Origin of the sequence: Ectothiorhodospira shaposhnikovii, from assembly GCF_016584105.1 — a bacterium.
Lineage (GTDB): Bacteria > Pseudomonadota > Gammaproteobacteria > Ectothiorhodospirales > Ectothiorhodospiraceae > Ectothiorhodospira > Ectothiorhodospira shaposhnikovii.
The window spans coordinates 76,580-101,241 of record NZ_NRSM01000001.1 but is presented as its reverse complement, the minus strand read 5'-3'; the positions used below and the strand labels follow the sequence as shown (position 1 = coordinate 101,241).

Below are 24,662 nucleotides of genomic sequence, written 5' to 3'. Positions count from 1 at the left end.
CGTCGCGACGGACATACACCTCCATGGATCATTTCAACTATCACAACGGGGTCCTGCATGCCGAGGACCTGAGCCTGGAAGACCTGGCGCAGCGTCACGGAACGCCGCTTTACGTCTATTCCCGGGCCACCCTGGAGCGTCACTGGCACGCGTTTGATCGCGCCCTGGGGGATCATCCCCATCTGGTGTGCTATGCGGTGAAGGCCAATTCCAGTCTGGCGGTACTCAACCTGCTGGCCCGGCTCGGATCCGGGTTCGACATCGTCTCCGTCGGCGAACTGGAGCGGGTGGTGCGGGCCGGCGGTGATCCGGGCAAGGTGGTCTTCTCCGGCGTGGGCAAGCGGACCGACGAGATGCGCCGTGCCCTGGAACTGGGCATCCGCTGCTTCAACGTGGAATCGGCGGCGGAACTGGAGCGCCTCAATGCCGAGGCCGGTGCCCTGGGGGTGACGGCGCCGGTGTCCCTGCGGGTCAATCCGGACGTGGATGCCCAGACCCATCCCTACATCTCCACCGGGCTGAAGGAAAACAAGTTCGGCGTGGACGTGGCCGACGCCCTGGATCTCTACCGGCGGGCCGCGGCACTGCCGCACCTGAACATCATCGGCATCGACTGTCACATCGGTTCCCAGCTCACCCGCCTGGAACCCTTTGTGGACGCCCTGCACCGGATCCTGCACCTGGCCCGGACCCTGGAGGACGAGGGCATCCGGCTCCATCATCTGGATCTGGGGGGCGGGCTGGGAATCCGTTACCGGGACGAGCATCCGCCCCTGCCCGAAGCGTATGCCCGGGCCATGCTGGAGGCGCTGCGGGATACCCATTACGAGATCCTGGTGGAACCCGGACGGGCCATCGCCGGCAATGCCGGGGTGCTGCTCACCCGGGTGGAATACCTCAAGCCCACCCGCCACAAGCACTTTGCCATCGTGGACGCGGCCATGAACGATCTCATCCGGCCCTCCCTCTACAGCGCGTGGATGGACATCGTGCCGGTGTGTCCCCGGGGCGGTGAGGGCATCCCCTACGACGTGGTGGGTCCGGTCTGCGAAACCGGGGATTTCCTGGGCAAGGAGCGAACCCTCGACCTGGCCGCCGGAGACCTGCTGGCGGTGCGATCCGCCGGGGCCTACGGCTTCACCATGAGTTCCAACTACAACACCCGTCCCCGGCCCGCGGAGGTGATGGTGGACGGGGACCGGGACTGGCTTATCCATCGCCGCCAGACCCTGGACGAACTCCTGGCCGGGGAAACGCTGCTGCCCGGCTGATTCTCCACATCGACGACCAGAAGGAATCTCCCATGTCCCGTGAAATCATCGCCACCGACAAGGCCCCGCAGGCCATCGGTACCTATTCCCAGGCCGTGAAGGTGGGATCCACCGTCTACCTGTCCGGCCAGATCCCCCTGGTGCCCGAGACCATGGATATGGTGGAAGGCCCCATCGAGGCCCAGATCCGCCGGGTGTTCGACAATCTGCAGGCCGTGGCCGAAGCCGCCGGCGGCACCCTGGACGATATGGTCAAGCTCAATGTCTTCCTCACCGACCTGACCCATTTCCCCACCGTGAACCAGGTCATGGCCGAATACTTCCACGAGCCCTATCCGGCCCGTGCCGCCATCGGCGTTGCCAGCCTGCCCAAGGACGCCCAGGTGGAGATGGACGGGATCATGGATCTGTCCTGACGGAATCCGGCGGCCCTTCCTCCAGGGGGGGAGGGGCCATCATGGCCAGGGACATGGCATCATCGGGAAAGGAATCAAGCGAATAGCGTCATGACCGAACCCGTCACCACTCTCAAGGGCGTCGGCCCGAAACAGGCGGCCCGGCTGGAAAAGCTGGGCATCCATACCCTGACCGACCTGCTGTTCCATCTGCCCCTGCGTTACCAGGACCGTACCCGGGTCCTGCCCGTCGCCGGTCTGCGCCCCGGAGACGAGGCGGTGGTGGAAGGGGAGATCGCCCTCGCCGAGGTCCAGTCCCGCGGTCGGCGCATGCTGATCCTGCGTCTGGCCGACGGCACCGGCGCCCTCAATCTGCGGTTTTTCCATTTCTCCGCCGCCCAACAGCACAACCTGGTGCGCGGGGTGCGGCTGCGCTGCTTTGGCGAAGTGCGTGGCGGTCGACAGGGGCTGGAGATGGTGCACCCGGAATACCGGGTGATCCAGGATGACTCGGCTCCGGTGGAGGATTGCCTCACTCCCGTCTATCCCACCACGGAAGGGCTGCATCAGATCAGTCTGCGCCGTCTCACCGACGAGGCCCTGGCCCGCCTGGAACACCTGCCGGACTGGCTGCCGCCGGGGGTACTGGATGCCGCCGGCCTGCCGGATCTGGAATCGGCCCTGCGCACCGTGCATCGGCCGCCGCCGGACGTTTCCGTGGCGGCACTGCTGGCGGGCCGTCACCCCGCCCAGCGGCGTCTGGCCTTCGAGGAACTGGTGGCCCATCACCTGAGCCTGTACCGCCTGCGCACCCGCACCACCGCCCGGCCCGCCCCGGTGATACGGGTGGATGGCAATCTGCTCGGTCGTCTGCGCCGGTCCCTGCCGTTTGCCCTGACCGGTGCCCAGGACCGGGTGATCCGGGAACTGGAACGGGACATGGCGCGGCCCAGTCCCATGCTGCGTCTGGTACAGGGGGACGTGGGTTCGGGCAAGACCCTGGTGGCGGTGGCCGCCTGCCTGCACGCGGTGGAGGCCGGTCATCAGGCCGCGGTGATGGCGCCCACGGAGATCCTGGCGGAACAGCATCACCACAACTTTCGCGCCCTGCTGGGGCCATTGGACATTCCGGTGGCCTGGTTTTCCGGCAGACAGGGGGTGCGCGCCCGCCGGGAGGCCCTGGCGGCGCTGGCCGATGGCACCGCCCGGGTGGCGGTGGGCACTCACGCCCTGTTCCAGGACGAGGTGAGCTTCGAGGACCTGGCCCTGGTGATCGTGGACGAACAGCACCGATTCGGTGTGCATCAGCGCATGGCCCTGCGGGAGAAGGGTGCCCGGGACGGCCGTCTGCCCCATCAGCTGATCATGACCGCCACCCCCATTCCCCGCACCCTGGCCATGACCGCCTACGCCGACCTGGACTATTCGGTCATTGACGAGTTGCCGCCGGGGCGTACCCCGGTGAAGACGGTGGCGGTGAGTGATGCCCGTCGGGTGGAGGTGGTGGAACGCATCCACCATGCCATCGGCCAGGGGCGTCAGGCCTACTGGGTCTGCACCCTGATCGAGGAGTCTGAGGCCCTGCAGGCCCAGGCGGCGGAGGATACCCATGCCCTGTTGCGGGAGGCCCTGACCGGTGTCCGGGTGGGGCTGGTGCACGGGCGCATGAAGCCCCGGGAGAAGCAGGCGGTGATGGCCGCCTTCAAGGCCGGCGAGTTGCAATTGCTGGTGGCCACCACGGTGATCGAGGTGGGAGTGGACGTGCCCAATGCCTCCCTCATGATCATCGAGAACGCGGAGCGCCTGGGTCTGGCCCAGTTGCATCAGCTACGGGGCCGGGTGGGGCGGGGCACGGCGGAGAGTGCCTGCGTGCTGCTCTATCATCCCCCCCTGTCCGACACTGCCCAGCGCCGCCTGGAGGCTCTGAGGGCCACCACCGACGGGTTCGAGATTGCCCGCATCGACCTGGAGTTGCGGGGGCCGGGGGAGGTGCTGGGCACCCGGCAGACGGGGATGATGCAGTTTCGCATTGCCGAGATTGTGCGGGATCAGGACCTGCTGGACACGGTGAAGGCGGCGGCGACCCGGCTGATGCGGGACCACCCCGACCATGTGGAGCCGCTGATCCGGCGCTGGCTGAGCGGGGCGGAGGAATATGGTCGCGTGGGTTGAGGCGGATGCGGGGGGTGTCAGTCACCACCGCTGGGACCTGACCCCGGCCCAGGCCCGCGACCTGCAGGCCTCCCTGGCGCCTCGGGTGATTCGGGAAGACCGTCTGGGTCCGCTGCGTCATGTGGCGGGGGTGGATGTGGGCTTCGAGGACGAAGGGCGCTTGACCCGGGCGGTGGTGTCGGTGCTGACCTGGCCGGACATGGTGCCGCTGGAGGATGCGCTGGCACGGGTGCCCACCGTGTTTCCCTATGTGCCCGGGCTGTTGTCCTTCCGGGAGATTCCGGCGGTGCTGGAGGCCCTGGCGAGATTGTCGGTGACGCCGGATCTGCTGTTCTGCGACGGCCAGGGGATTGCCCATCCCCGGCGTATGGGCGTCGCGGCCCATCTGGGTGTGCTGACGGGGTTGCCGGCGTTGGGGGTGGGGAAGTCCCGGTTGACGGGACGGTTTGAGATGCCGGGGGAACAGCGGGGTGATGGATCGCCCTTGATGGCGGATGACGAGGTGATCGGCCGGGTGCTGCGCACCCGGACCGGGGTGAAGCCGGTATTCGTATCCATCGGTCATCGTGTGTGTCTGGAGACGGCCTGCCGGCTGGTGCTGGAGGCGGCTCCCCGCTACCGGTTGCCGGAGCCGATCCGCCGGGCGGATCGGCTGGCTTCGCGGCGGGATCGGTGATCCGGCGGCGGGAGAGCTTCTTTATGCTGGATCCCATGGAACGAATCGGGGTAAATGAACACCAATTCCCTTTCCACTCCATAAGCAAATGAGGTTCAGATTCATGCAGTTCAACAGCCAGACCCTGCTTTTTGGCGGTACCACCCCCGCCTCCCCCCTCGCCGATGCGGGCATGACGGTACTGCGGGTGGCGGCCGGCCTGATGATGACCTTCGGGCATGGCATGGGCAAATTACCCCCGTCTGCGGGCTTTGTGGGATTCGTGGAGAGTCTGGGGTTTTCAGACCCCCTGTTCTTTGCCTGGCTGGCGGGATTGGCGGAAGCGGTGGGTGGACTGTTGCTGGCGGCCGGCCTGCTGACCCGGGCATCGGCGGCCGCTATCCTGGGCGCCATGATGGTGGCGGCCTTCATCGCTCATGGTGGTGACCCGGTCTTTGCCGCGGGTGGTTCCGGCAAGGAGCTGTCATTGCTCTACGGGGCGGTGATGGTGGCGTTCCTGTTTGCCGGATCCGGCCGTTACAGTGTGGACAGTGTGTTTCGGCGGTAATCAATAGCTAGGCCTGCCTGTCCGCGGGCAGGCCTGCTCCACCAGACATGGACGGCGTTGGGTTCATTGAAATGTCATCTGTATCGGCGTTAATGGCGGCGTTTTTTGACTATTGATGAACGGTGATGAATGAAAGAAAGTCTGACGATCCAGCCCGCGGCCCGGGTGGTGCGTGATCTGGCCCGACATTATCTCGATCAGGCGGCTCAGGCCGCGCTTCGGTTGACGGACCCCCGGGATACGGAAGCCCTGCATGATTTTCGTGTGGCCCTGCGGCGCCTGCGCAGTCTGCTGGCCGCCCACAACAGTTTCGTGAAGTCCTGGTTGCCGAAAAAACTGCGCCGCCGGGTGAAGGAGCTGGCCGCCGGGACGGGCCTGGCCCGGGACACGGAGGTACAGATTGCCTGGATGGAGCAGCAACGCGGCCAGGTGAAATCCCACCAGCGCCCCGGTTATCAGTGGATGATGCGGCGGCTGGAGCAGCGGTTGCAGGAGGAGTATCAGGACCTGCACGAAACCCTGCCTGACGCCTTCCGGCGTCTGCAAAAAAGGATGCACGATCGGCTGGATCTGATCTGTGATGACGACAGCCCCCCATTTGGTGCCGTCACTGCGGCACGGCTACTGGAATCCGCGGATGATTTTCACCATCAGTTGCAGCGGGTGATGGGGGATGACGGCGAGGCGGACGAGGCCGTCCATCAGGCCCGTATCGAGGGCAAGCGACTGCGTTACCTGCTGGAGCCGGTGGCGGCGGAACTGGAGGGGGGCAAGGAGCTGATCCGGGAACTCAAGGACATGCAGAACCTGATGGGGGAGATCCATGACATCCAGGTCTTTGCCCAGGAACTGGGCCAGGCCTCCGAAGAAGCCGGTGCCGAGCGGTTGAGGCGGCTGATCGACCTTTCCCTCACCTTGAACCCCGACCATCCGGATGTGGAAGCCGCCCGCCGCCAGGATGAACGGGCCGGACTCATGAGCCTGGCCAGGGATCTTCATGACCGTCATGAGCATCTGATGTCCCGCCTGCGTGCAAAGCTGAGCGAAGGTGAGGGAGACAGATTTCTCGAACATATTGCTATCAGTGTGGCCCAGTTGCGAAAAATCAGCATCGATCTGTCGACAGATTGAAAGAAATCAATTCCTTAGGCCTTGATGAAGGGCTTTGCCGCCGCCCTTCGCGTGTCTTCCGACACCGACGCGTGTCAACAGAATCTTATTCCTTCGTGAAAAACCTCCTTTAGTCTATGCTATCTTCGGTTGCGGGCATGGCCGGGAGGGACATGGCAGTCTCTTGGGCCGCCCGGAAGATACCCAACCATCAAAACATCCCAGGCAATCCTCAAGGTTTGCCGAGACTCCCAGGAGGAGTGTTGCCATGTTGAGAAGTTGTTTTCGCTGGGCGGGGGCTGCCGCCCTGAGCTGTATGCTGATGACCGCTGGAGCGGTATCGGCGCAGGATCGTACCGGGTGGCCGAATTCGGTCAACATCGGCACGGCATCCCAGGGAGGTACCTACTTCATCTATGGTGCTGGCTGGGGCGGTCTGATCCAGGAAATGTTGGGCGTCAATGCCTCCGCCGAGGTTACCGGTGGTCCGACCCAGAACATGGTGCTGGTGCATCAGGGTCGCCTGGAATTCGGCATGACCACCATGGGCCCGGCCCGTGAAGGCTGGGATGGTGAGCTGGAAGTGGCCCGTGGTCTGCAGACCCGCGATGTTCGCGCCCTTTTCCCCATGTACCAGACCCCCCTGCAGGTGGTGGCACTCAAGCGTTCCGGTATCAACAGCATTGCTGATCTGGATGGCAAGCGCGTCGGTGTGGGTCCCCGCGGCGGTACCGCCAGCGTGTTCTGGCCCCGTTTCTTCAGTGATCTTGGTCTGAACGTGCGCGTTCGTTACGGCGGCGCTGCTGATCAGGTGGGTCAGGTACAGGACGGCATGCTGGATGCCTTTGCCTTCGCCGCCGGCGTGCCCATCTCCGCCTTCAGCCAGATCGAGGCCCAGCAACCGGTGAACATTTTCTCCCTCAATGAGGAAGAGATCGCCAAGATCACCCAGGCTCATCCGGTGAGCCGTTTCGTCATCCCCGCCAACACCTACCGCACCGTAGCTGAAGAACAGCCCACCGTGGCCCTGTGGAACTTCGCCATTGCCAACAAGAACATGCCGGAGTCCTTCGTCTACGAGATCATGAAGGCGGTGCTGGACAACAATGACCGCATGGTGACCATCCACCGTTCCGCCGAGGAAACCCTGGCCGAGAACATGGTCCACAACACCTTCATGTGGTTCCACCCGGGCGCGGTGCGCTATTACAAGGAGCGGGGTATCGAGGTGCCCGAGCATCTGATTCCGCCCGAGTACAAGGACTGATCGGGGACTGATCAAGAACCCGGAAAGGTTCGTTGCTTTGGGCCGCGCTCAGCGCGGCCCAAAGTGTTTTGTCCGGAAAACCGCTGACTCAACCTGTACGTTCAGAAGATCCTCCCATGACGAGCTCCGAAAAATCGGGCCCCATTGATGCTGCGTCCCTTGCCGATGCCGAAGAGGGCATGTCATCCCAGCGAAATCTCACCCGCTGGCAAAAGGTGCTGCTGTTCCTCCTCGGCCTGACTTATACCAGTTTCCACCTCCTGGTCCTCAACGTCATACCCATGGAAACCTGGGCCTTCCGCATTGTCCATGTGGCGGGCGCCCTGGTGATCGGTTTTGCCATCGTGGCCGCCTGTGTGCCACCGGCGGATCCGCGAAGACGACGATGGGTCCTGGAGTTGCTGCCCATGGTGCTCACCGTGGGACTGGCCCTCTATGCGCTGGCGGCCATGGCCATTGCGTTGTACATGAAGTTGCGCCTGGGTCATGACACCTACAGCCTGCCGGAATGGATATTCCATACCTTCAGTTGGGCCCTGTTGGCCAGCGTCGTGCTGGGGATTGTCTTTGCCTGGATGTTCAAGCCCCGTTCCGATCGCATCGGCTGGTATGACTGGTCCCTGATGGCGGCGAGCATATCGGTCTGTGCCTACCTGCTGTTCAATCTGGATGTGTTGCAGTTCCGCATGGGCGTGATGCCCGCCCAGACCGATTTCTGGGTGGCCACAGCCGGTATCCTGCTGATCCTGGAGCTGACCCGGCGGGTAGCCGGGATGGCCCTGGTGGTGATCGCCGGCATTTTCATCCTTTACGGTTTCGTCGGTCCCTGGCTGCCGGGTGTGCTGGAGCACAGCGGTTATGATGCTGACCGTTTCATCACCTACATTTACACGGACAACGGCATCCTGGGTCCCACCACGGCGGTGTCTTCCACCTACATCGTGCTGTTCATCGCCTTTGCCGCCTTCCTGCAGGCCTCCAAGGTGGGTGACTACTTCGTGAACTTTGCCTTTGCCGCCGCCGGTCGTGCCCGCGGCGGTCCGGCCAAGGTAGCGGTATTTGCCAGCGGCCTGATGGGCATGATTAACGGTACCTCCGCGGGCAACGTGGTGGCCACCGGCTCCCTGACCATCCCCCTCATGAAGCGGGTGGGCTACAAACCCCGTAGCGCCGGCGCCATCGAGGCGGCGGCTTCCACCGGCGGGCAGATCATGCCCCCGGTGATGGGGGCGGGTGCCTTCATCATGGCGGAGGTGACGGGGATTCCCTATACCGACCTGATCATTGCCGCCCTGATCCCGGCCCTGCTGTACTTTGCCTCCGTCTACTTCATGGTGGACATGGAGGCGGCCAAGACCGGCATGAAGGGGCTGCCCTCAAAGGATCTGCCCCAGATCGGCAAGCTGCTGCGTCAGGTCTACCTGTTCGCCCCCATCATCATCCTCATCGGCGCCCTGTTCATGGGGTACTCGGTCATCCGAGCCGGTACGGTGGCCTTGATGAGTGCCGTGGTGGTGAGCTGGCTGACGCCGTTCCGTCTAGGGTTGTTCGGGTCCGCTCGTGCCCTGGAGCTGGCGGCACGCATGTCCATCCAGTTGATCGCCGTCTGTGCCTGTGCCGGGATCATCGTGGGTGTGATCGGGCTCACCGGGGTGGGTCTGCGCTTCTCCTCCCTGCTCCTGGGTGTGGCCGAGAACAGCCAGCTGCTGGCGCTGTTGTTCGCCATGTGCATCTCCGTGCTGCTGGGCATGGGCATGCCCACCACGGCGGCCTATGCGGTAGCGGCATCGGTGGTGGCGCCGGGTCTGATCCAGATGGGCGTGGCCCCGCTGGTGGCACACTTCTTCGTGTTCTACTTTGCGGTGATCTCCGCCATCACCCCGCCGGTGGCCCTGGCGGCCTACGCGGGCGCGGCGATCGCGGGTTCCGAGCCCATGCGAACCTCGGTGACTGCCTTCAAGGTGGGTCTGGCCGCCTTTATCGTGCCGTTCATCTTCTTCTATCACCCGGCACTGCTGATGGAAGGTGAATGGACCGAAATCGCCCAGAGCTTTGTCACGGCCATGGTGGGCGTCTTCATGCTGGCGGGGGCGGCCCAGGGCTGGTTCTTCGGTCTGGCGGGACGGATCATCCGCGTGCTGCTGTTTGTTGGCGCGCTGATGCTCATCTCTGGGGATCTGCTCACCGACCTGCTGGGTCTGGGTCTGGCGGTGGTCCTGTTCCTGTGGCAGCGCAGGATGGCGCGGGGCAGGTCCGAGCCGGTCACGGATTCCTGATGCACTTCGTCGGTCAGGGCCGCTTCCCGCTAGGGGGGGCGGTCCTGACCGGGGAGCCGGTGGCATTGCCAGGAATTGATAAGGAGGCGTGAGATGGCGGAAAAGGCCTATCTGGTGGCCGTGACCGGAACACCCGTGGAGGGTGTGGACGTGGCCACCGCCAAGGCCCGGCTTGCGGCCCTGTTCCGGGTGCCGGAAGCCAGGGTGGAGGGGATGCTTTCAGGCAAGCCGGTGGTGGTCAAGAAAGGGCTGGATGAGGCTACCGCCCGGCGCTACCTTCAGTTGCTGCGCGAGGCCGGCATGATGGCCCGAATGATGGCCTGTGCCGCCGAACCGGCGGAAGACGGACAGGGTGCCGTTGCGGACGGGATGGCCGAGTCCGTCACCAGCGCCATTCAGGCACCGGATCTGAGTCTGGCGCCGCCCGGGACCGATCTGAGCGACCGGAAACCTCCCCCCGATCTGGAGGTGGATCTGTCCGGCCTGACCCTGGCTGAGCCGGGGGTGACCCTGGGTGAACACCGGGATGTGCCGGAGCCGAGGATTGATATCCACCACCTGACCCTGATCCCCATTGCCGAGCCAAACCCGGAAGCTGACTCACCGTCGTCATCTTGAGTTCGCAATGATCGCCGGCCGGTCGTGCTGCTGTTCCCGCTGTTTTCCTGAGTAAAAATATCAACTATGATGCGTCGTACCCCATCGCCGAGGTATGCCGTGATGTTTTCCTTCCTGCGCAAGACCGCCATGCCCATTCCGGAGCAGGCCCTGCCCGGGCGGCCGGAAGCCATATCGGTACCCGAACGCCACCATGTTCTGGGCACTCCTCTCAAGCCACCCTTTGACCCGGGCATGGAGATGGCCTTGTTCGGGATGGGCTGTTTCTGGGGTGCGGAGCGGCGGTTCTGGGGTCTGACCGGCGTCCACAGCACGGCGGTGGGCTATGCCGGTGGTTTCACGCCCAACCCCACCTACCGGGAGGTTTGCAGCGGTATGACGGGTCACAACGAAGTGGTCCAGGTGGTGTTTGATCCTGCCGGAATCAGTTATGCCGATCTGCTCAGGACTTTCTGGGAATCCCACGACCCGACCCAGGGCATGCGCCAGGGCAATGATGTGGGCACTCAATACCGCTCGGGCATCTATACCCATGACACGCACCAGCGGGAGCAGGCGGAGCGTTCCCGTGATGTATTCCAGAAGGCCCTCAAGGCCCGCGGTATGGGCGACGTCACCACCGAGATCCTGCCTGCCCCTGCCTTCTATTATGCCGAGGCATATCATCAACAGTACCTGGCCAAGAATCCTGACGGATATTGCGGTCTGGGCGGTACCGGAGTGCCGTGTCCCGGTTGGGAACGGGAGACTGCCTGACTATCTCTTTGCCGCGTCCACCAATCCCCGGAACAGGGCCTGGTGCCTTACCTTGTGGGGCAGGAACTCCGGATGCCACTGCACCCCGATGGCCATCGCGCCGTCCTGTACCTCGATGGCCTGGACCACGCCGCTGGGTTCCCTTCCGGCGATGATGACTCCTTGCCCCAGGCGATCCACCGCCTGGTTGTGCAGGGCATTCACCGCCAGGGGTTTTGGCCCCACCAGTTGGGCCAGGTGGCAGTCCGGTTCCAGCGTCACCTGCTTGCGAGGCAGGATGCTGCGTACCTGGGGACATTCCTGGTAGAAACCGCTCAGCTCCTGGTGCAGCGTGCCGCCATGAACCACGTTCAGCAGCTGCATGCCCCGGCAGATGCCCAGCACCGGCAGGTCGTGTTCCCGGGCGGTACGGATCAGGGCCTCTTCCAATCGATCCCGGCCCTGATCCTCGCCTTCCAGGCGGGTGAAAAGGGTCCGTCGCAGCAGCCATAGCAGGGGGTAGAACACGAACCCCAGCAGTCGTTGCCGTCCGCCGCGCTCGGTGGTCTCGATCTCCCGGATCAGGCTCAGCGGGTCCTGGCCGTACAGGGCCGGATCCACGTCGGCGCCGCCGCCGATTACCAGGCCATCCAGGCCGGTGCCGTCATGGGGACGGGCAGGGGTGATCCGCAATGGTCGGCCCCCGGCCCGCAGGATGCACCAGGCGGTCATCAGCCAGGCCGCCATGCCCCCCTGGTCGGGGCCGGTGACGCCGATACGAGGTCTGCGTGCCATGTCAGCTCCTCAGCCACTCACTCACCTGGGTGGCCCAGCGGCGTCCCTTGTCCACCAGGGTCTCCTCGGGCCGGTTCAGATAGGCATGGGCCATGGCCGCCAGGCGTGGGGGATCTTCCGCCAGGCGCTCCACCGCCACCCAGCCGTTCCAGGGCACGCTCAGGTTCCAGTCCGGCTCGTCGATCCGGCAGTCCGGCAGGCGATAGTGGAAGGTGGGCCGGGGGCGGATCAGGTGATGTTCCACCGGTGCCGCCTCGATCTGCCCGGGAGACAGGTGGGCGAACAGGGGCAGCATGTCCAGGGGACGGTTGCGGGTGGGGTTGTCGGTCAGGTAGTCGTCGATGAGCCGTTCCAGATCCGGGGCATAGTCCGGTTGCAGGATGCGCTGCCCCCAGCCGGGGGGGAAGGGCTCCACGAAGGGTGTCAGGCGCCGGGACAGGTCCGTCTGTGCCTCTTCCAGCAACCAGTCATAGAGCAGCAGGAAGGCCTGCAGGTGCCGCAGGATGGAATCGACATCCTGCCGGGCCAGTTCCAGGTTGAGTTGCAGGCCGAAGGCATAGACCAGGGAGGCGTGGGTGCCCCTGGCTCCGGCCGCGCGAAGACGTGCCCGCAACTGGTCAAGTTCCGGCAGGGCGTCATGGGGGATGGGCGGGGCGACCACTTCGTGGGGGACGATCAGCCCCGCCACTTCCGCCAGGGTGCGCTCCAGGGTGCCGGGTTCTGCCTCCCGGTCCACCGTAACGCCCATGCTTTCCAGGTAATCCAGGTATTCACGGCGCTTGAGCAGGCTGCTGTCCAGTTCCAGCTGAAAATCACCGAAGCGGGTGCCGGTGATTGTCTGCTCGAACGGGGAAAGGCGGTGCTGCTCGCCACCGAAACCGTCGATGATGATATCGGCGATGGTGTCCAGGGAGATGTCGGCCATCTCCATTTCCACGCCGACCCGGCGCAGGTTGCCGTCGGCAGTGTGGGGGTGGGGCAGGGGTGCAAATGCAGTCATGGGATGCTCCCTTGGTCGGGGCCTTTTGACAGGGTGACAAAATTGGGCGCGAGCGTCACCTTTTTGTCCTGCTCAAGTGCTTCCCAGCAGCCCGCCAAGCCTTTAATCTCCCTGCCATGATGATCCGATTCACGAAAATGCATGGACTGGGCAACGACTTCGTCGTCATCGACGGCGTGCGCCGACAGGTCCGTCTCACCCCGGACCATGTCCGGTTCCTGGCCCATCGGCGCCTGGGGGTCGGCTGCGACCAGGTGCTGATGGTGGAGTCGCCCTCTGACCCGTCCCGGGCGGCCTTTCGCTATCGCATCTTCAATGCCGATGGCAACGAGGTGGAGCAGTGCGGCAACGGTGCCCGCTGCTTTGCCGTGTTCGTCCGCGATCAGGGGCTGACCGGAGAGACCCGGATCCCGGTGGAAACCGCCGCCGGACTCATCACCCTGCAGGTGGAGGCGGACGGACAGGTGATCGTCGACATGGGGCCGCCCCGTCTGACCCCCTGGGAGATCCCTTTCGAGGCCGACAAGGCGGCACCCTGGTACACCCTGACGGTGAATGATCAGGCCCTGGAAATCGGTGCCGTCTCCATGGGCAATCCCCATGCGGTGCTGCGGGTGGATAACGTCCAGACCGCCGAGGTGGCCCGCCTGGGGCCGGCCATCGAGGGGCACCCCCGTTTTCCCCGGCGGGTGAACGCCGGCTTCATGGAGGTGGTGTCTCCCACCCATATCCGTCTGCGGGTCTATGAACGCGGTGCCGGCGAGACCCTGGCCTGCGGCACGGGGGCCTGCGCCGCCGTCGTTGCCGGCCGGATTCAGGGTCTGCTGGAGGATCGGGTGAACGTGGATCTGCCGGGTGGCCGGCTTGTGATACAGTGGGCCGGTCGCGAAGACGACCCGGTCTTCATGACCGGTCCCGCCACCTCGGTCTTTACGGGGACCATCGAACTATGAGTATATCCGACAAGGGGGCTCTCGCGGACGAGACCCTCTCCGAAATGGCCGTGGAATCCTATCTGCGCGCCCATCCCGACTTCTTCGAACGTCATCTTCTCCTGCTGGAGGTGATGCGCGTGCCCCATCCCTGCGGTGACGCGGTGTCCCTGATCGAACGTCAGATCGGGCTGTTGCGGGAACGCAACCGAGGGCTGGAGCGCAAGCTGATGGATCTGGTGCAGGTGGCGCGGGAGAACGAGCGCCTGAGCCAGCGCCTGCATCAGCTGGCCCTGGGGCTGATGGAGGCGGACAGCCTGGATGCGGTGCTGGCCACCACCCAGGAACAGTTGCGTAACGAATTCCGGGCCGATGCGGTGGTGGTGCGCCTGTACGGAGATCCGCAAAGGGGCCTTCACTTCACCGCTCCCGATGACCCGGCCATGCGCAGTTTCGACAAGCTCTTCGAAACCCGCCGTCCCCTGTGCGGAAGACTGTCCGCCGCCCAGTTCAGGGCCCTGTTCCCCGAGGACGAGGGCAAGTCGCTGCATTCCGCCGTTGCCGTACCCCTGCTGGAAGGGACCCGTCCCCTGGGGGTGCTGGGACTGGGCAGCCGGGATGGTGCCCGTTTCCATCCCGGTATGGGTACCCTGTTCCTGGATTATCTGGGCGAGATCCTCTCCCACGCGGTGGGTCATCGTCTGGCCGCGGGATGAGCACGCCCGATGACGCCCCCCTGGATGGCCGCATCCAGGCCTATCTGAACCATCTGGCCCGTGAACGGGCCTGCTCCCCCCATACGGTGAGCAATTACCGGCGGGACCTGATGGTCCTGCGCGGCCATGTCCTGTTCCCCGGCGCCGGGCCGGACTGGTCCCGTGTGACTGTCCATGACATTCGCGCCCTGGTGGCGGCCCGGCACCGGGCCGGTGCCTCCGGGCGCAGTTTGCAGCGTCTGCTGTCTTCCGTGCGGGGATTTTTCAATTTCCTCATTCGCGAGGGTGTGGTGGGGGCCAATCCGGCCCAGGGGGTGAGAGCACCCAAGACCCCCCGCAAGTTGCCCGAAGTGCTGGATGTGGAGGAGGTGGGGCGGTTGCTGGAGATTCCCGGCGACAGCCTGCCGGCGGTGCGTGACCGGGCGGTGCTTGAGCTGTTCTATTCCTCGGGGCTGCGTCTGTCGGAATTGACTTCCCTGGACTGTACCCAGCTGGACCTGGCGGACGGCATGGTGCGGGTGCTGGGCAAGGGACGCAAGGTGCGTCAGGTGCCGGTGGGCCGCAAGGCGAGGGAGGCGCTGGCGGCCTGGTTGCGGGTGCGCTCCCAGTGGGCCGCGGTGGACGAGCCTGCCCTGTTCGTGGCTCGCCATGGCCGGCGCCTGACGCCCCGCGCCATCCAGAAGCGGATGGCCCGCCGCGCCCTGACCCAGGGGCTGGAGCGGCATGTGCATCCCCACCTGCTGCGCCATTCCTTTGCCAGCCATATGCTGGAATCGTCCCAGGATCTGCGCGCGGTGCAGGAGCTGCTGGGACATGCGGACATCGGTACCACGCAGATCTATACGCACCTGGATTACCAGCATCTGGCCCAGGTCTATGATGCCGCCCATCCCCGGGCGCGGCGGCAAAAGCAAAACACCTGACCACCCTTCTCCCCTCGCGCCCCAGTTCCGTTACAATGCCCCCTCAGTCGTCGGCATCAAGACGTGAGGAGTCTCCCCTTGGAACAGTTCCGTGGTACCACCATTGTCTCCGTGCGCCGCAACGGGCAGGTCGCCCTGGGTGGGGACGGGCAGGTCTCTTTGGGCAACACCATCATGAAGGGCAATGCCCGCAAGGTCCGGCGCCTGCACCATGATCGGGTGGTGGCCGGTTTTGCCGGGGGCACCGCCGACGCCTTCACCCTGTTCGAGCGCTTCGAGGGCAAGCTGGAGAAATACAGCGGCAACCTGCTGCGTGCCGCCGTGGAACTGGCCAAGGACTGGCGCACCGAACGGTCCCTGCGCCGCCTGGAGGCCCTGCTGGCGGTGGCCGACAAGGACAACTCCCTGATCATTTCCGGCAACGGTGACGTGATCGAGCCGGAAGACGGCATCATCGCCATCGGCTCCGGCGGCCCGTTCGCCCAGTCCGCCGCCCGTGCCCTGTACGAGAATACCGAACTGTCGGCCCGGGAGATCACCGAAAAATCCCTCAACATCGCCGCCGACATCTGTATCTACACCAATCGCCACCTGACCATCGAGGAACTGTGATCCCCGGCGGATCACAGCCCCCCGTGTCAGCGTAAAGAGATGTGCCATGACTGAAATGACCCCCCGCGAAATCGTTCAGGAGCTGGACCGTTTCATCGTTGGTCAGGATGCCGCCAAGAAGGCGGTGGCCATCGCCCTGCGCAATCGCTGGCGCCGCCAGCAGTTGCCCGCGGCCCTGGCCCGCGAGGTCACGCCCAAGAACATCCTCATGATCGGCCCCACCGGTGTGGGCAAGACCGAGATCGCCCGCCGCCTGGCCCGCCTGGCCAATGCCCCCTTCATCAAGGTGGAGGCCACCAAGTTCACCGAGGTGGGCTATGTGGGCCGGGACGTGGAATCCATCATCCGGGATCTGGTGGATGCCGCCGTCAAGATGCTGCGGGAGCAGGAGATGGACAAGATGCGCCACCGGGCCGAGGAGGCCGCCGAGGAACGCATCCTGGATGCCCTGCTGCCGCCGCCGCGCGGCAGCGGCGGCTTCATGGCCGACGATACCCCGTCCCGGGGCGCCGATTCCGAGACCCGGCAGAAATTCCGCAAGCGCCTGCGGGAAGGCAAGCTGGATGACAAGGAGATCGAGATCCAGGTCCAGGCCCTGCCGCCGGGGGTGGAGATCATGACCCCGCCGGGGATGGAAGACATGGCCAACCAGCTGCAGGGTCTGTTCCAGAACCTGGGCGGACAGCGCACCCGCACCCGCAAGCTGAAGGTCGCCGAGGCCTTCAAGCTCATCACCGACGAGGAGGCCGCCCGCCTGGTGAACGAGGACGACATCAAGCTGCGGGCCGTCTCCCATGTGGAGCAGAACGGCATCGTCTTCCTCGACGAGATCGACAAGGTGGTCCGTCGCGGTGAATACAGCGGCGCCGACGTCTCCCGGGAAGGGGTGCAGCGGGATCTGCTGCCCCTGGTGGAAGGCTGCACCGTCTCCACCAAGTTCGGTTCCGTGCATACCGACCACATCCTGTTCATCGCTTCCGGGGCCTTCCACCTGGCCAAGCCCTCGGATCTGATCCCGGAACTGCAGGGTCGTCTGCCCATCCGGGTGGAACTGGAGGCCCTCACCGCCGAGGATTTCGTGCGCATCCTCACCGAACCCCGCGCCTCCCTCACCGAACAGTATGCGGCCCTGCTGGCCACCGAGGGCGTTACCGTGGAATTCACCGAGGACGGTGTGCGCCGCCTGGGCGAGATCGCCTTCCAGGTGAACGAGCGTACCGAGAACATCGGTGCCCGGCGCCTGCATACGGTCATGGAGCGGGTGCTGGAGAAGATCTCCTACGAGGCCCCAGACTGCAGCAGCCCCCTGATCATCGATGCCGCCTATGTGAGCGAGCGTCTGGGCGAACTGGTGCAGGACGAGGACCTGAGCCGCTACATCCTGTGAGCCCCGCGGGAGGAACGTGCCGTGAAACATCGCCCCACCGACATCCGCCTGCACCGTCAGGCGCGGATGCTGGAAATGGTCTACGCCGACGGTGAGAGCCACCGGCTCAGCTGCGAATTCCTGCGGGTTTACTCCCCTTCCGCCGAGGTGACCGGCCATGGTCCCGGCCAGGAAGTGCTGCAGGTGGGCAAGGAAGCCGTGACCATCACCGGCATCGAGCCTGTGGGCAACTACGGCATCAAGCTGGTGTTCTCCGATGGGCACGATACCGGCATCTACGATTGGGAATATCTTTACCGGTTGGGCGTCGATCAGGCCCGGCTGTGGCAAACCTATCTGGAGCGACTGGAGGCCGCCGGCCACCAGCGCCAGGGCTGATAACTGGAGCATGCATGTCCGACGACAACACCACTGATTTCGGCTACGAACGGGTGCCGGTGCAGGACAAGGTCAAACGGGTGGGGCAGGTGTTCCATTCCGTGGCCAGCCGGTACGACGTCATGAACGACCTCATGTCCATGGGGATTCACCGGATCTGGAAGCGGTTCACCATCGAGGTGGCCGCGGCCCGTCCCGGTCAGAAGATCCTGGACCTGGCCGGCGGCACCGGCGACCTGACCTCCCGTTTTTCCCGCATTGTCGGTCCCACCGGTCGGGTGGTGCTGTGCGACATCAACGCCTCCATGCTCGCCTGCGGCCGTGCCCGGCTGATCGACGAGGGGCTGGTGGGCAACATCAACTACGTCCAGGGCAACGCGGAATGCCTGCCGTACCCCGACGACTATTTTGATCTCATCACCATCGCCTTCGGCCTGCGCAACGTCACCGACAAGAACGCCGCCCTGCGTTCCATGCTGCGGGTGCTGCGTCCCGGCGGCAAGCTGCTGGTGCTGGAGTTCTCCCAGCCCACCAGCAAGCCCCTGCAGTCGGTCTACGATGTCTACAGCTTCAAGGCCCTGCCGCTGATGGGCAAGGTGGTGGCGGGAGACGCGGACAGCTACCGCTATCTGGCGGAGAGCATCCGCATGCACCCGGACCAGGAAACCCTCAAGCAGATGATGCAGACGGCCGGTTTCGAGCGCTGCGACTACCACAATCTGACCGGCGGCATCGTGGCCCTGCACAAGGGCTACAAGCTCTAGCGCCGCGGGTCTGCCCCACGGGAGAGATGCCCATGCCTACACCGCCCACCCTGGTTACGGCCCTGCTGGAGCAGGCCATCCGTCGTTACCTGGCGCTGGACCCCGACAGCGGGGAGCGCCTGGCGGCCCTGCGGGGCGGCGTGGTGGCGCTGCAGGTCACCGGCGTGGATCTGTGTCTGTATTTCGTGCCGGCGCAGGACTACCTGCAGGTGCTGGGACAGTATGACGGCGAGCCGGGGGTGACCATCAGTGGTGCCCCCGCCACCCTGGCGAGCCTGATGGCGGGGGAGCCCGGCGCCCGGTTGCCGGAAGGGGTCGGCGTGATCGGCGACCCTCAACTGGCCCGCCTTTTCAGCGACCTGCTGCGGCAGGTGGATCTGGACTGGGAAGAGCTGCTGGCCGGCCTCACCGGTGATCTGGTGGCCCATCGTGCCGGCGAGGCCTGGCGGGGCCTGTCGGCCTGGCTGCAACGCAGCCGTGAATCCCTGCGCCTGGATGTGAAGGAATACCTGCAGGAGGAGACCCGCAGCCTGCCCACCCGGGGCGAGGTGGAGGCCTTCATGGACGAGGTGGACCGTCTGCGCAGCGATGCAGACCGCCTCCAGGCCCGTATCCAGCGCCTGGAACAAGCCCGGGAACGGGCCCAGCGATAAGAACATTCAGGACTCTCGATGCGTCATCTGCACCCTTCCCAGTTGCTTCGACTGATCACCATCAATCGTGTCCTCATCCGCCACGGGCTGGATGACGTTGTGCTGACGATCCGTCTACTGCGCTCCGTGCGCTTTTTGCGCTACCTGGGTCCGTGGAACTGGTTCCGTACCGTGCCCTATGGACGGGGCGAACGGATTCGCCGGGCCCTGGAAGATCTCGGCCCCATCTTCATCAAGTTCGGCCAGATGATTTCCACCCGGCGGGACCTGCTGCCCGAGGATATCGCGGTGGAACTGGCCAAACTCCAGGACCGGGTGCCGCCGTTCCCCAACGAGCAGGCCCGGGCCATCATCGAGAAATCCCTGGGGCGTCCCATCGAGAGCCTGTTTGCCTCCTTCGAGGAGACTCCGATGGCTTCCGCCTCCATCGCCCAGGTCCATGGGGCGGTCATGCATGACGGTCGCCGTGTGGTGGTCAAGGTGGTGCGACCCAATATCGAGAAGGCCATCCGCCGGGACGTGGAGCTCATGTACGTCATCGCCGAGCTGACCGAGCGCTACTGGCCCGAGGGCAAGCGGCTGCGACCGGTGGAGGTGGTGGCCGAGTACGAACAGACCATCCTGGACGAGCTGGACCTGCTGCGGGAGGCCGCCAATGCCTCCCAGATCCGCCGCAACTTCGAGAACTCCAACGTCCTCTACATGCCCGAGGTGTTCTGGGATTACTGCCGCAAGGACGTGATGGTGATGGAGCGCATCCAGGGGGTACCGGTGTCCGACGTGGCTACCCTCAAGGCCCTGGGGGTGGACCTGAAGCTGCTGGCGGAGCGGGGGGTGGAGATCTTCTTCACCCAGGTGTTCCGCCACAACTTCTTCCATGCGGACATGCACCCGGGCAACATCTTCATTGATGTCTCCGATCCGGCGGACCCCAGCTATCTGGCGGTGGATTTCGGCATCGTCGGCACCCTCTCGCCGGCGGACCAGCGCTATCTGGCGGAAAATTTCTATGCCTTCTTCAACCGGGACTATGCCCGGGTGGCGGAGCTGCACGTGGAGTCCGGCTGGGTGCCGCCGGATGTGCGGATCACGGAGCTGGAGGCGGCCATCCGCACCGTGTGCGAGCCCATTTTCGAAAAGCCCCTCAAGGACATCTCCTTCGGTTACGTGCTGGTGCGCCTGTTCCAGACCGCCCGGCGATTCAACATGGAGGTCCAGCCCCAGCTGGTGTTGCTGGAAAAGACCCTGCTGAACATCGAAGGCATGGGGCGGGATCTCTACCCGGAGCTGGATCTGTGGCAGACCGCCCGTCCCTTCATCCAGCGCTGGATGGACGAGCAGGTGGGGGTGCGGGCCCTGGTCAAGGGCTTCCGGCGCAATCTGCCCCTGATCCTGGAAAAGGCCCCGGACATGCCGGGTCTGATCCACGAGGCCCTGCGGCTTCAGGCCCGCGGCGTGGGGGTGCGAGGCATGGACAAGGCCCAGTTCCAGGCCCTGCGGGCCGAGGTCCGGGAGGGCAACCGGGCCACCATCCTGGCGGTGGCCGGAGGTAGTCTGCTGATCTCCGGTGTCCTGCTCCTGACCCTGGCACCGGCACCGGTGATGACTGGAGCGCCATGGCCGGCCTGGCTGGCCGGCATTGCCGGTCTGGGAATGCTGCTGCTGGCCTGGCTGCGCCGGGCCTGAGAGGCCGGCCAAGTGGTTTGATCCTGCCCTTGGCCGGCAAGGGGCGGAGCCGGAGGGGGGCAGGATACGCCTTGCAATTCCGGTAAATCTGCTAAGGTAGATCCGTGGTTCCCTCTCAGGTGGATCTCTTTTGGTAACCCCGGTGAACGCCTCGTCCGACGCCGAAGACAGCAAGCCGACGAATTCTTCCGGCCTCCCCGCGATGCTGGACGAGATACTCAGGCTGTCTCCGGCCGTGGTCTATTACACCGAAGCCGTCCCCCCCTATCGCATCGAATACATTTCACCCAACTTGCGCCCGTTCCTGCGCATTGATGACGAGAAACTCACCGCCTCGGGGGGGTGGTTTCATCTCGTACATCCCGATGACGTGGCGCCGACCCTGGCGGAATTCGAGGCCTGGCTACACGGCGACTCAACCCGGGATCTTAACCGCCGCTACCGGATCATGACCCACGAGGGCAGTTACATCTGGGTCGAGGATACTTGCCGCAAGATCTTCAAGGAGGGACGGCTGATGCATATCGCTGGTGCCGCGCTGGATATCTCGCGCCAGCAGAAGGTGGAAGAAACACTGCGCAAGATCGCCGATGCGGCCCCGGGCATGATCTTCCAGTTTGAGCGCCGCGCCGATGGGAGTTACCGCATACCCTACGCCAGCCATCAGATGCGTGATCTTTTTGGTGTCGATCCCGGGGACGTGGAGAATGGCCTGGACAGGCTGTTGGAGGTCTTTCATCCCGATGATGTTGAACGGGTGATGCAAAGCGTCGAAGAATCGGAGCGCACGCAGACGTTCTGGAGTCTAGATTACCGCGTCTGCGTGAGTGGGAGTATTCGCTGGCTGCATGGACAGTCCGCCCCGGAGCGCACCCCTGAAGGGGGAACTCTATGGCATGGCCTGGTCATGGATATTACCCGCCAGAAGCAACTGGAACATGAGTTGCGGGAAATGAGCATCCGTGATGCCCTGACCGGTCTGTTCAACCGCCGCTATTTTTTCGACGTGGTGTCCCGGGAGCTGGATCGGGTTGGCAGGACGGCCTCCCCGTTCTGCCTGATCATGGTGGACCTGGATGAGTTCAAGGCCATCAATGACCAGTACGGTCATGCCAAGGGCGATGAGGTTCTGGTGGCATTTGCAGGCATCCTGACGGCGCGTTTACGCCGCACGGATGTCCCCGCCCGCCTGGGTGGGGAGGAGTTCGTGATCTTTCTGCCGGATACTCTGTTGGATCAGGCCTTCTGGGTGGCGGAAGAGATCCGGGCCGACGTGGCGGCCATCCGATTGACCGATGCGCGGGATGTCCCGTTTGGTGTCACGGCCAGCTTCGGCCTGACACAGTGTCAGGCTTCTGATCAGCATCCCGATGACCTGCTGCGGCGTGCGGATTCGGCTCTGTACCAGGCCAAGCATCAGGGAAGAAACCAGGTTGTCAGCATTCCTGCCATCACCTGAGATTCGTCCGCGCCTGTTATTTCAGGGGCAGTTATGCACAGGTGTGCCATGGTTGGCCGTGGCTCGGGATCGTCTTTCCCGCCGCCGGAAATCTTCGAGTGGCAAGTGGTTTAGTGTTTTTAAATCAATGCGCTATGTTTTTTGTTTTGTTTCTTGGCAAGGTGTCTCTGCTCGAAGGTGAGCGGGGTATCGACATGACATCCACAGTCTTGTCCACAGCTTCGGCGGCGACTCAAGCACCTGTCCCGTGCCGTCACTCCCGCGAAAGCGGGAGTCGAGGATTCTCGGTCAGTGCCTGGATTCCCGCGTGCGCGGGAATGACGCATGAATCGGGGGAAACCGTACGAAGCGGGAATGCCGCATGAACCCGGGTTTGGTCACGGACACTCCTTTCTCCCCTTGGGGGAGAAAGGCCTGGAATGGCCCAGGCCTCCAGCCAGACCGGCTCGCCGCGTTCAACGGGACTGCCGGAGCAGTGCCTCCAGCCGGGCCACTTCGGTCTGGGCATTCACCAGGTCGGTGACGTCGTACTGCACGCCCAGGAAGTAGATCAGTCTGCCGGAGGCATCGAACAGGGGTCGGATGCTCAGGCGGTTATGGAACAGGGCGCCGTCCTTGCGGTAATTGCGCAGGGTGACTTCCACCTCCCGTTTTTCCACCAAGGCCTTGCGGATTTCCTCGATGGCCGGCTGTTCCCGGTCCTCTCCCTGCAGAAAGCGGCAGTTGTGACCGATGATTTCCGCGCGGGAATAGCCGGTCATGTGCTCGAAAACCGCGTTGGCATAGACAATGGGGTTGTCCGGCAGATCAGGGTCCGAAAGAGTCACGCCGTTGACGCAGGTATCCAGGATCTGGGCGAGTACGGAAGGGATCAGGCCGGAGGCATCTTTTTCGGGTATGAAGTCCATGGGGTTGATGGCTCCGAGGGTTGAACAGGGTGGCTTTCAGGCCGCGGCAGGAGAGGGGGGCGGTGGTTCGATCTCCGCCTCGGCCAGTCCCTTGAGGTTGCGTACCGTGCGTTCGGTACCTTCCTGTACCGCCAGGCGGATGAGCTTTTCAAACGGGCGCAGGGGCAGGCTCAGTTTCCCCAGTTCGAAACTGAAGTGCAATTCGGTGTGTTGATCCAGGGGTTCGAACCGGTAATCGATGCGGTAGGGGTCCTTCATTCCGCGAAAGGTGACCTGCCGGCCCGGCTCCAGTGCAACCACCCTGAAGTCGGACTCCGTGCGCCGTCCCTGGTCCACCCGCACCTGACACCCGGTCCAGCCCACCTGAATGGGGCCGTGGGTGAGCACCCGCAGGCTTTTCACCTCTGGGGACCAGCGTGGGTAGTTGGTGACGAAGTCTTCGACGACGAAACGAAAGACCTGCTCCAGCGGGCGCCTTATCAGTGTGCGTGTCTGGGCCTTGACCATGGCCTGGGTGCTCTCCGGAAAAACCCATGTCGAGAGTGTGAGTATAGCTGCCGCCATATCGATTGCTCACGATGGCGTCCTGTCAGGCAGTCAGATCGAATACCAGCACTTCGGCCCCGTCGCCGTCGCTCAGTGCAAGCCGGGTCTCTCCGGTCAGCAGCAGGGCATCGCCACCTGCAAGGGTATGGCCGTTGGCGGTGAGCGATCCCCTGACCAGATGAACGTAGTATCGGCGTTGCGGATCCAGATCCAGCGAGGCCTGTTCGGCGCCGTCGAACAGGCCGGCCAGCAGACGGGCATCCGCATGGATGGTCACGGCCCCCTGGGCGCCATCCGGCGAGGCCAGCAGGCATAGCCGTCCACGCTTTTCTTCGTCAGCAAAGTGTTTCTGCTCATAGCTGGGCGGGATGCCCTTCCGGTCGGGGAGTATCCAGATCTGCAGCAGGTGTGTGGTCTGGTCCGGGGCATGATTGAATTCGCTGTGACGGATGCCGCTGCCGGCGCTCATGCGTTGCACATCACCCGGGGGAATGTTGGTGCCGTTGCCCAGGCTGTCCCGGTGGGCCAGTTCGCCGCTGATCACGTAGGTGATGATCTCCATGTCGCGATGGCCGTGGGTATCAAAACCGCCCCCCGGGCCGATATGGTCCTCGTTGATGACGCGCAGATTGCCCCAGCCCATCCAGGTGGGGTCATAGTAATCCGCAAAGGAGAAGGAGTGGCGGGACTGCAGCCAGCCGTGATCGGCGTGGCCGCGTTCATGGGAGTGTCTTGTCCTGATCATCACCGAATACTCCGTGAGGGCCTCACCGTTTTGGCAGGCTGGGGTTTTATTGGTTCACGGTGGTTGTTTGCAATGGTGTCTGACGGCGCTA

Annotated in this window: 24 protein-coding genes and 1 pseudogene; 20 read left to right on the top strand and 5 right to left on the bottom strand. The window is 64.3% G+C overall.

What is annotated here, in order from left to right:
• The first annotated feature begins 23 nt into the window (after nt 1-23).
• The 10 genes and pseudogenes from lysA to msrA all read left to right on the top strand — a co-directional run bounded on the left by lysA (nt 24) and on the right by msrA (nt 11,088).
• Nucleotides 24-1,271 carry a diaminopimelate decarboxylase gene (gene lysA / locus CKO35_RS00430; RefSeq protein WP_200171450.1) on the top strand — a complete coding sequence of 416 codons (1,248 nt, stop codon included), beginning with the start codon at nt 24-26 and terminating at the stop codon, nt 1,269-1,271.
• 32 nt (nt 1,272-1,303) lie between these two features.
• The gene (locus CKO35_RS00425; RefSeq protein ID WP_200171448.1) at nt 1,304-1,687 is read left to right on the top strand and encodes a RidA family protein; all 384 of its coding nucleotides are present in this window, start codon (nt 1,304-1,306) and stop codon (nt 1,685-1,687) included.
• Nucleotides 1,688-1,765: 78 nt separating this feature from the next.
• Nucleotides 1,766-3,838 (top strand): annotated as a pseudogene (gene recG, locus CKO35_RS00420) (ATP-dependent DNA helicase RecG); the annotation flags it as partial.
• The gene (gene nfi, locus CKO35_RS00415; RefSeq protein ID WP_200171444.1) at nt 3,822-4,514 is read left to right on the top strand and encodes a deoxyribonuclease V; all 693 of its coding nucleotides are present in this window, start codon (nt 3,822-3,824) and stop codon (nt 4,512-4,514) included. The pseudogene recG and the gene nfi, both read left to right, overlap by 17 nt.
• Before the next feature lie 103 nt (nt 4,515-4,617).
• Nucleotides 4,618-5,061 (top strand): DoxX family protein, encoded by a 444-nt coding sequence (locus CKO35_RS00410; RefSeq protein ID WP_200171442.1) that lies wholly within the window; start codon nt 4,618-4,620, stop codon nt 5,059-5,061.
• Nucleotides 5,062-5,190: 129 nt separating this feature from the next.
• Entirely contained in the window at nt 5,191-6,192 is a 1,002-nt protein-coding gene (locus tag CKO35_RS00405) for a CHAD domain-containing protein (protein WP_200171440.1), read from the top strand.
• A gap of 247 nt (nt 6,193-6,439) precedes the next feature.
• Nucleotides 6,440-7,438 carry a TAXI family TRAP transporter solute-binding subunit gene (locus tag CKO35_RS00400; protein WP_200171438.1) on the top strand — a complete coding sequence of 333 codons (999 nt, stop codon included), beginning with the start codon at nt 6,440-6,442 and terminating at the stop codon, nt 7,436-7,438.
• Between the two features lie 116 nt (nt 7,439-7,554).
• Complete coding sequence (locus tag CKO35_RS00395) at nt 7,555-9,714, top strand: TRAP transporter permease (protein ID WP_200171436.1); 2,160 nt, start codon at nt 7,555-7,557, stop codon at nt 9,712-9,714.
• A gap of 93 nt (nt 9,715-9,807) precedes the next feature.
• Nucleotides 9,808-10,332, top strand: a complete 525-nt coding sequence (locus CKO35_RS00390) for a hypothetical protein (protein ID WP_200171434.1) — start codon at nt 9,808-9,810, stop codon at nt 10,330-10,332.
• Nucleotides 10,333-10,434: 102 nt separating this feature from the next.
• Nucleotides 10,435-11,088: a peptide-methionine (S)-S-oxide reductase MsrA gene (gene msrA, locus CKO35_RS00385; protein ID WP_200171761.1), complete on the top strand. Its 654-nt coding sequence runs from the start codon at nt 10,435-10,437 to the stop codon at nt 11,086-11,088.
• On the opposite strand, the gene CKO35_RS00380 is transcribed toward msrA, so the two are convergent.
• Together CKO35_RS00380 and CKO35_RS00375 are read right to left on the bottom strand one after the other, a co-directional pair.
• Nucleotides 11,089-11,862, bottom strand: a complete 774-nt coding sequence (locus tag CKO35_RS00380) for a gamma-glutamyl-gamma-aminobutyrate hydrolase family protein (RefSeq protein WP_200171432.1) — start codon at nt 11,860-11,862, stop codon at nt 11,089-11,091.
• A gap of 1 nt (nt 11,863) precedes the next feature.
• Nucleotides 11,864-12,862 carry an amidoligase family protein gene (locus CKO35_RS00375; RefSeq protein WP_200171430.1) on the bottom strand — a complete coding sequence of 333 codons (999 nt, stop codon included), beginning with the start codon at nt 12,860-12,862 and terminating at the stop codon, nt 11,864-11,866.
• A gap of 116 nt (nt 12,863-12,978) precedes the next feature.
• On the opposite strand from CKO35_RS00375, the gene dapF reads away from it, so the two are divergent.
• The 10 genes from dapF (at nt 12,979) to CKO35_RS00325 (ending at nt 22,372) form a co-directional block, all read left to right on the top strand.
• The gene (gene dapF, locus CKO35_RS00370; protein WP_200171428.1) at nt 12,979-13,815 is read left to right on the top strand and encodes a diaminopimelate epimerase; all 837 of its coding nucleotides are present in this window, start codon (nt 12,979-12,981) and stop codon (nt 13,813-13,815) included.
• A complete protein-coding gene (locus CKO35_RS00365) occupies nt 13,812-14,510 on the top strand; it encodes a DUF484 family protein (protein WP_200171426.1) in 699 nt (232 codons plus the stop codon). The genes dapF and CKO35_RS00365 overlap by 4 nt, the downstream gene beginning before the upstream one ends.
• Nucleotides 14,507-15,433 (top strand): tyrosine recombinase XerC, encoded by a 927-nt coding sequence (gene xerC, locus CKO35_RS00360; RefSeq protein ID WP_200171424.1) that lies wholly within the window; start codon nt 14,507-14,509, stop codon nt 15,431-15,433. The genes CKO35_RS00365 and xerC overlap by 4 nt, the downstream gene beginning before the upstream one ends.
• A 78-nt stretch (nt 15,434-15,511) precedes the next feature.
• A complete protein-coding gene (hslV, locus tag CKO35_RS00355; RefSeq protein WP_200171423.1) occupies nt 15,512-16,045 on the top strand; it encodes an ATP-dependent protease subunit HslV in 534 nt (177 codons plus the stop codon).
• Between the two features lie 46 nt (nt 16,046-16,091).
• On the top strand, nt 16,092-17,432 hold the full coding sequence (hslU, locus tag CKO35_RS00350; RefSeq protein WP_200171420.1) for an ATP-dependent protease ATPase subunit HslU: 1,341 nt from the start codon (nt 16,092-16,094) through the stop codon (nt 17,430-17,432).
• A gap of 21 nt (nt 17,433-17,453) precedes the next feature.
• On the top strand, nt 17,454-17,810 hold the full coding sequence (locus CKO35_RS00345) for a gamma-butyrobetaine hydroxylase family protein (RefSeq protein WP_008930784.1): 357 nt from the start codon (nt 17,454-17,456) through the stop codon (nt 17,808-17,810).
• Between the two features lie 14 nt (nt 17,811-17,824).
• Nucleotides 17,825-18,574: a bifunctional demethylmenaquinone methyltransferase/2-methoxy-6-polyprenyl-1,4-benzoquinol methylase UbiE gene (ubiE, locus tag CKO35_RS00340; RefSeq protein WP_200171418.1), complete on the top strand. Its 750-nt coding sequence runs from the start codon at nt 17,825-17,827 to the stop codon at nt 18,572-18,574.
• 32 nt (nt 18,575-18,606) lie between these two features.
• On the top strand, nt 18,607-19,227 hold the full coding sequence (locus CKO35_RS00335; RefSeq protein ID WP_200171416.1) for a ubiquinone biosynthesis accessory factor UbiJ: 621 nt from the start codon (nt 18,607-18,609) through the stop codon (nt 19,225-19,227).
• Between the two features lie 18 nt (nt 19,228-19,245).
• Entirely contained in the window at nt 19,246-20,913 is a 1,668-nt protein-coding gene (ubiB, locus tag CKO35_RS00330; RefSeq protein ID WP_200171413.1) for a ubiquinone biosynthesis regulatory protein kinase UbiB, read from the top strand.
• Nucleotides 20,914-21,055: 142 nt separating this feature from the next.
• On the top strand, nt 21,056-22,372 hold the full coding sequence (locus CKO35_RS00325) for a diguanylate cyclase (RefSeq protein ID WP_200171411.1): 1,317 nt from the start codon (nt 21,056-21,058) through the stop codon (nt 22,370-22,372).
• A gap of 455 nt (nt 22,373-22,827) precedes the next feature.
• Here the strand turns inward: CKO35_RS00325 and CKO35_RS00320 are convergent, their stop codons facing one another.
• The 3 genes from CKO35_RS00320 to CKO35_RS00310 form a co-directional block, all read right to left on the bottom strand.
• Complete coding sequence (locus tag CKO35_RS00320; RefSeq protein ID WP_200171409.1) at nt 22,828-23,280, bottom strand: PAS domain-containing protein; 453 nt, start codon at nt 23,278-23,280, stop codon at nt 22,828-22,830.
• A gap of 36 nt (nt 23,281-23,316) precedes the next feature.
• On the bottom strand, nt 23,317-23,787 hold the full coding sequence (locus CKO35_RS00315; protein ID WP_200171406.1) for an SRPBCC family protein: 471 nt from the start codon (nt 23,785-23,787) through the stop codon (nt 23,317-23,319).
• Between the two features lie 82 nt (nt 23,788-23,869).
• Complete coding sequence (locus CKO35_RS00310) at nt 23,870-24,571, bottom strand: pirin family protein (protein ID WP_200171404.1); 702 nt, start codon at nt 24,569-24,571, stop codon at nt 23,870-23,872.
• Between the last annotated feature and the right edge of the window lie 91 nt (nt 24,572-24,662).

Bases quoted from the DNA above. Each gene is read 5' to 3' on its own strand.
- CKO35_RS00410 (WP_200171442.1), top strand. From the start codon at position 4,618: ATGCAGTTCAACAGCCAGACCCTGCTTTTTGGCGGTACCACCCCCGCC.
- CKO35_RS00425 (WP_200171448.1), top strand. From the start codon at position 1,304: ATGTCCCGTGAAATCATCGCCACCGACAAGGCCCCGCAGGCCATCGGT.
- lysA (WP_200171450.1), top strand. From the start codon at position 24: ATGGATCATTTCAACTATCACAACGGGGTCCTGCATGCCGAGGACCTG.
- CKO35_RS00380 (WP_200171432.1), bottom strand. From the start codon at position 11,862: ATGGCACGCAGACCTCGTATCGGCGTCACCGGCCCCGACCAGGGGGGC.
- CKO35_RS00395 (WP_200171436.1), top strand. From the start codon at position 7,555: ATGACGAGCTCCGAAAAATCGGGCCCCATTGATGCTGCGTCCCTTGCC.
- xerC (WP_200171424.1), top strand. From the start codon at position 14,507: ATGAGCACGCCCGATGACGCCCCCCTGGATGGCCGCATCCAGGCCTAT.
- CKO35_RS00310 (WP_200171404.1), bottom strand. From the start codon at position 24,571: ATGATCAGGACAAGACACTCCCATGAACGCGGCCACGCCGATCACGGC.
- CKO35_RS00375 (WP_200171430.1), bottom strand. From the start codon at position 12,862: ATGACTGCATTTGCACCCCTGCCCCACCCCCACACTGCCGACGGCAAC.
- CKO35_RS00400 (WP_200171438.1), top strand. From the start codon at position 6,440: ATGTTGAGAAGTTGTTTTCGCTGGGCGGGGGCTGCCGCCCTGAGCTGT.
- ubiB (WP_200171413.1), top strand. From the start codon at position 19,246: ATGCGTCATCTGCACCCTTCCCAGTTGCTTCGACTGATCACCATCAAT.
- CKO35_RS00365 (WP_200171426.1), top strand. From the start codon at position 13,812: ATGAGTATATCCGACAAGGGGGCTCTCGCGGACGAGACCCTCTCCGAA.
- CKO35_RS00335 (WP_200171416.1), top strand. From the start codon at position 18,607: ATGCCTACACCGCCCACCCTGGTTACGGCCCTGCTGGAGCAGGCCATC.
- ubiE (WP_200171418.1), top strand. From the start codon at position 17,825: ATGTCCGACGACAACACCACTGATTTCGGCTACGAACGGGTGCCGGTG.
- CKO35_RS00320 (WP_200171409.1), bottom strand. From the start codon at position 23,280: ATGGACTTCATACCCGAAAAAGATGCCTCCGGCCTGATCCCTTCCGTA.
- CKO35_RS00405 (WP_200171440.1), top strand. From the start codon at position 5,191: ATGAAAGAAAGTCTGACGATCCAGCCCGCGGCCCGGGTGGTGCGTGAT.
- msrA (WP_200171761.1), top strand. From the start codon at position 10,435: ATGTTTTCCTTCCTGCGCAAGACCGCCATGCCCATTCCGGAGCAGGCC.
- hslU (WP_200171420.1), top strand. From the start codon at position 16,092: ATGACTGAAATGACCCCCCGCGAAATCGTTCAGGAGCTGGACCGTTTC.
- CKO35_RS00390 (WP_200171434.1), top strand. From the start codon at position 9,808: ATGGCGGAAAAGGCCTATCTGGTGGCCGTGACCGGAACACCCGTGGAG.
- nfi (WP_200171444.1), top strand. From the start codon at position 3,822: ATGGTCGCGTGGGTTGAGGCGGATGCGGGGGGTGTCAGTCACCACCGC.
- CKO35_RS00315 (WP_200171406.1), bottom strand. From the start codon at position 23,787: ATGGTCAAGGCCCAGACACGCACACTGATAAGGCGCCCGCTGGAGCAG.
- dapF (WP_200171428.1), top strand. From the start codon at position 12,979: ATGATGATCCGATTCACGAAAATGCATGGACTGGGCAACGACTTCGTC.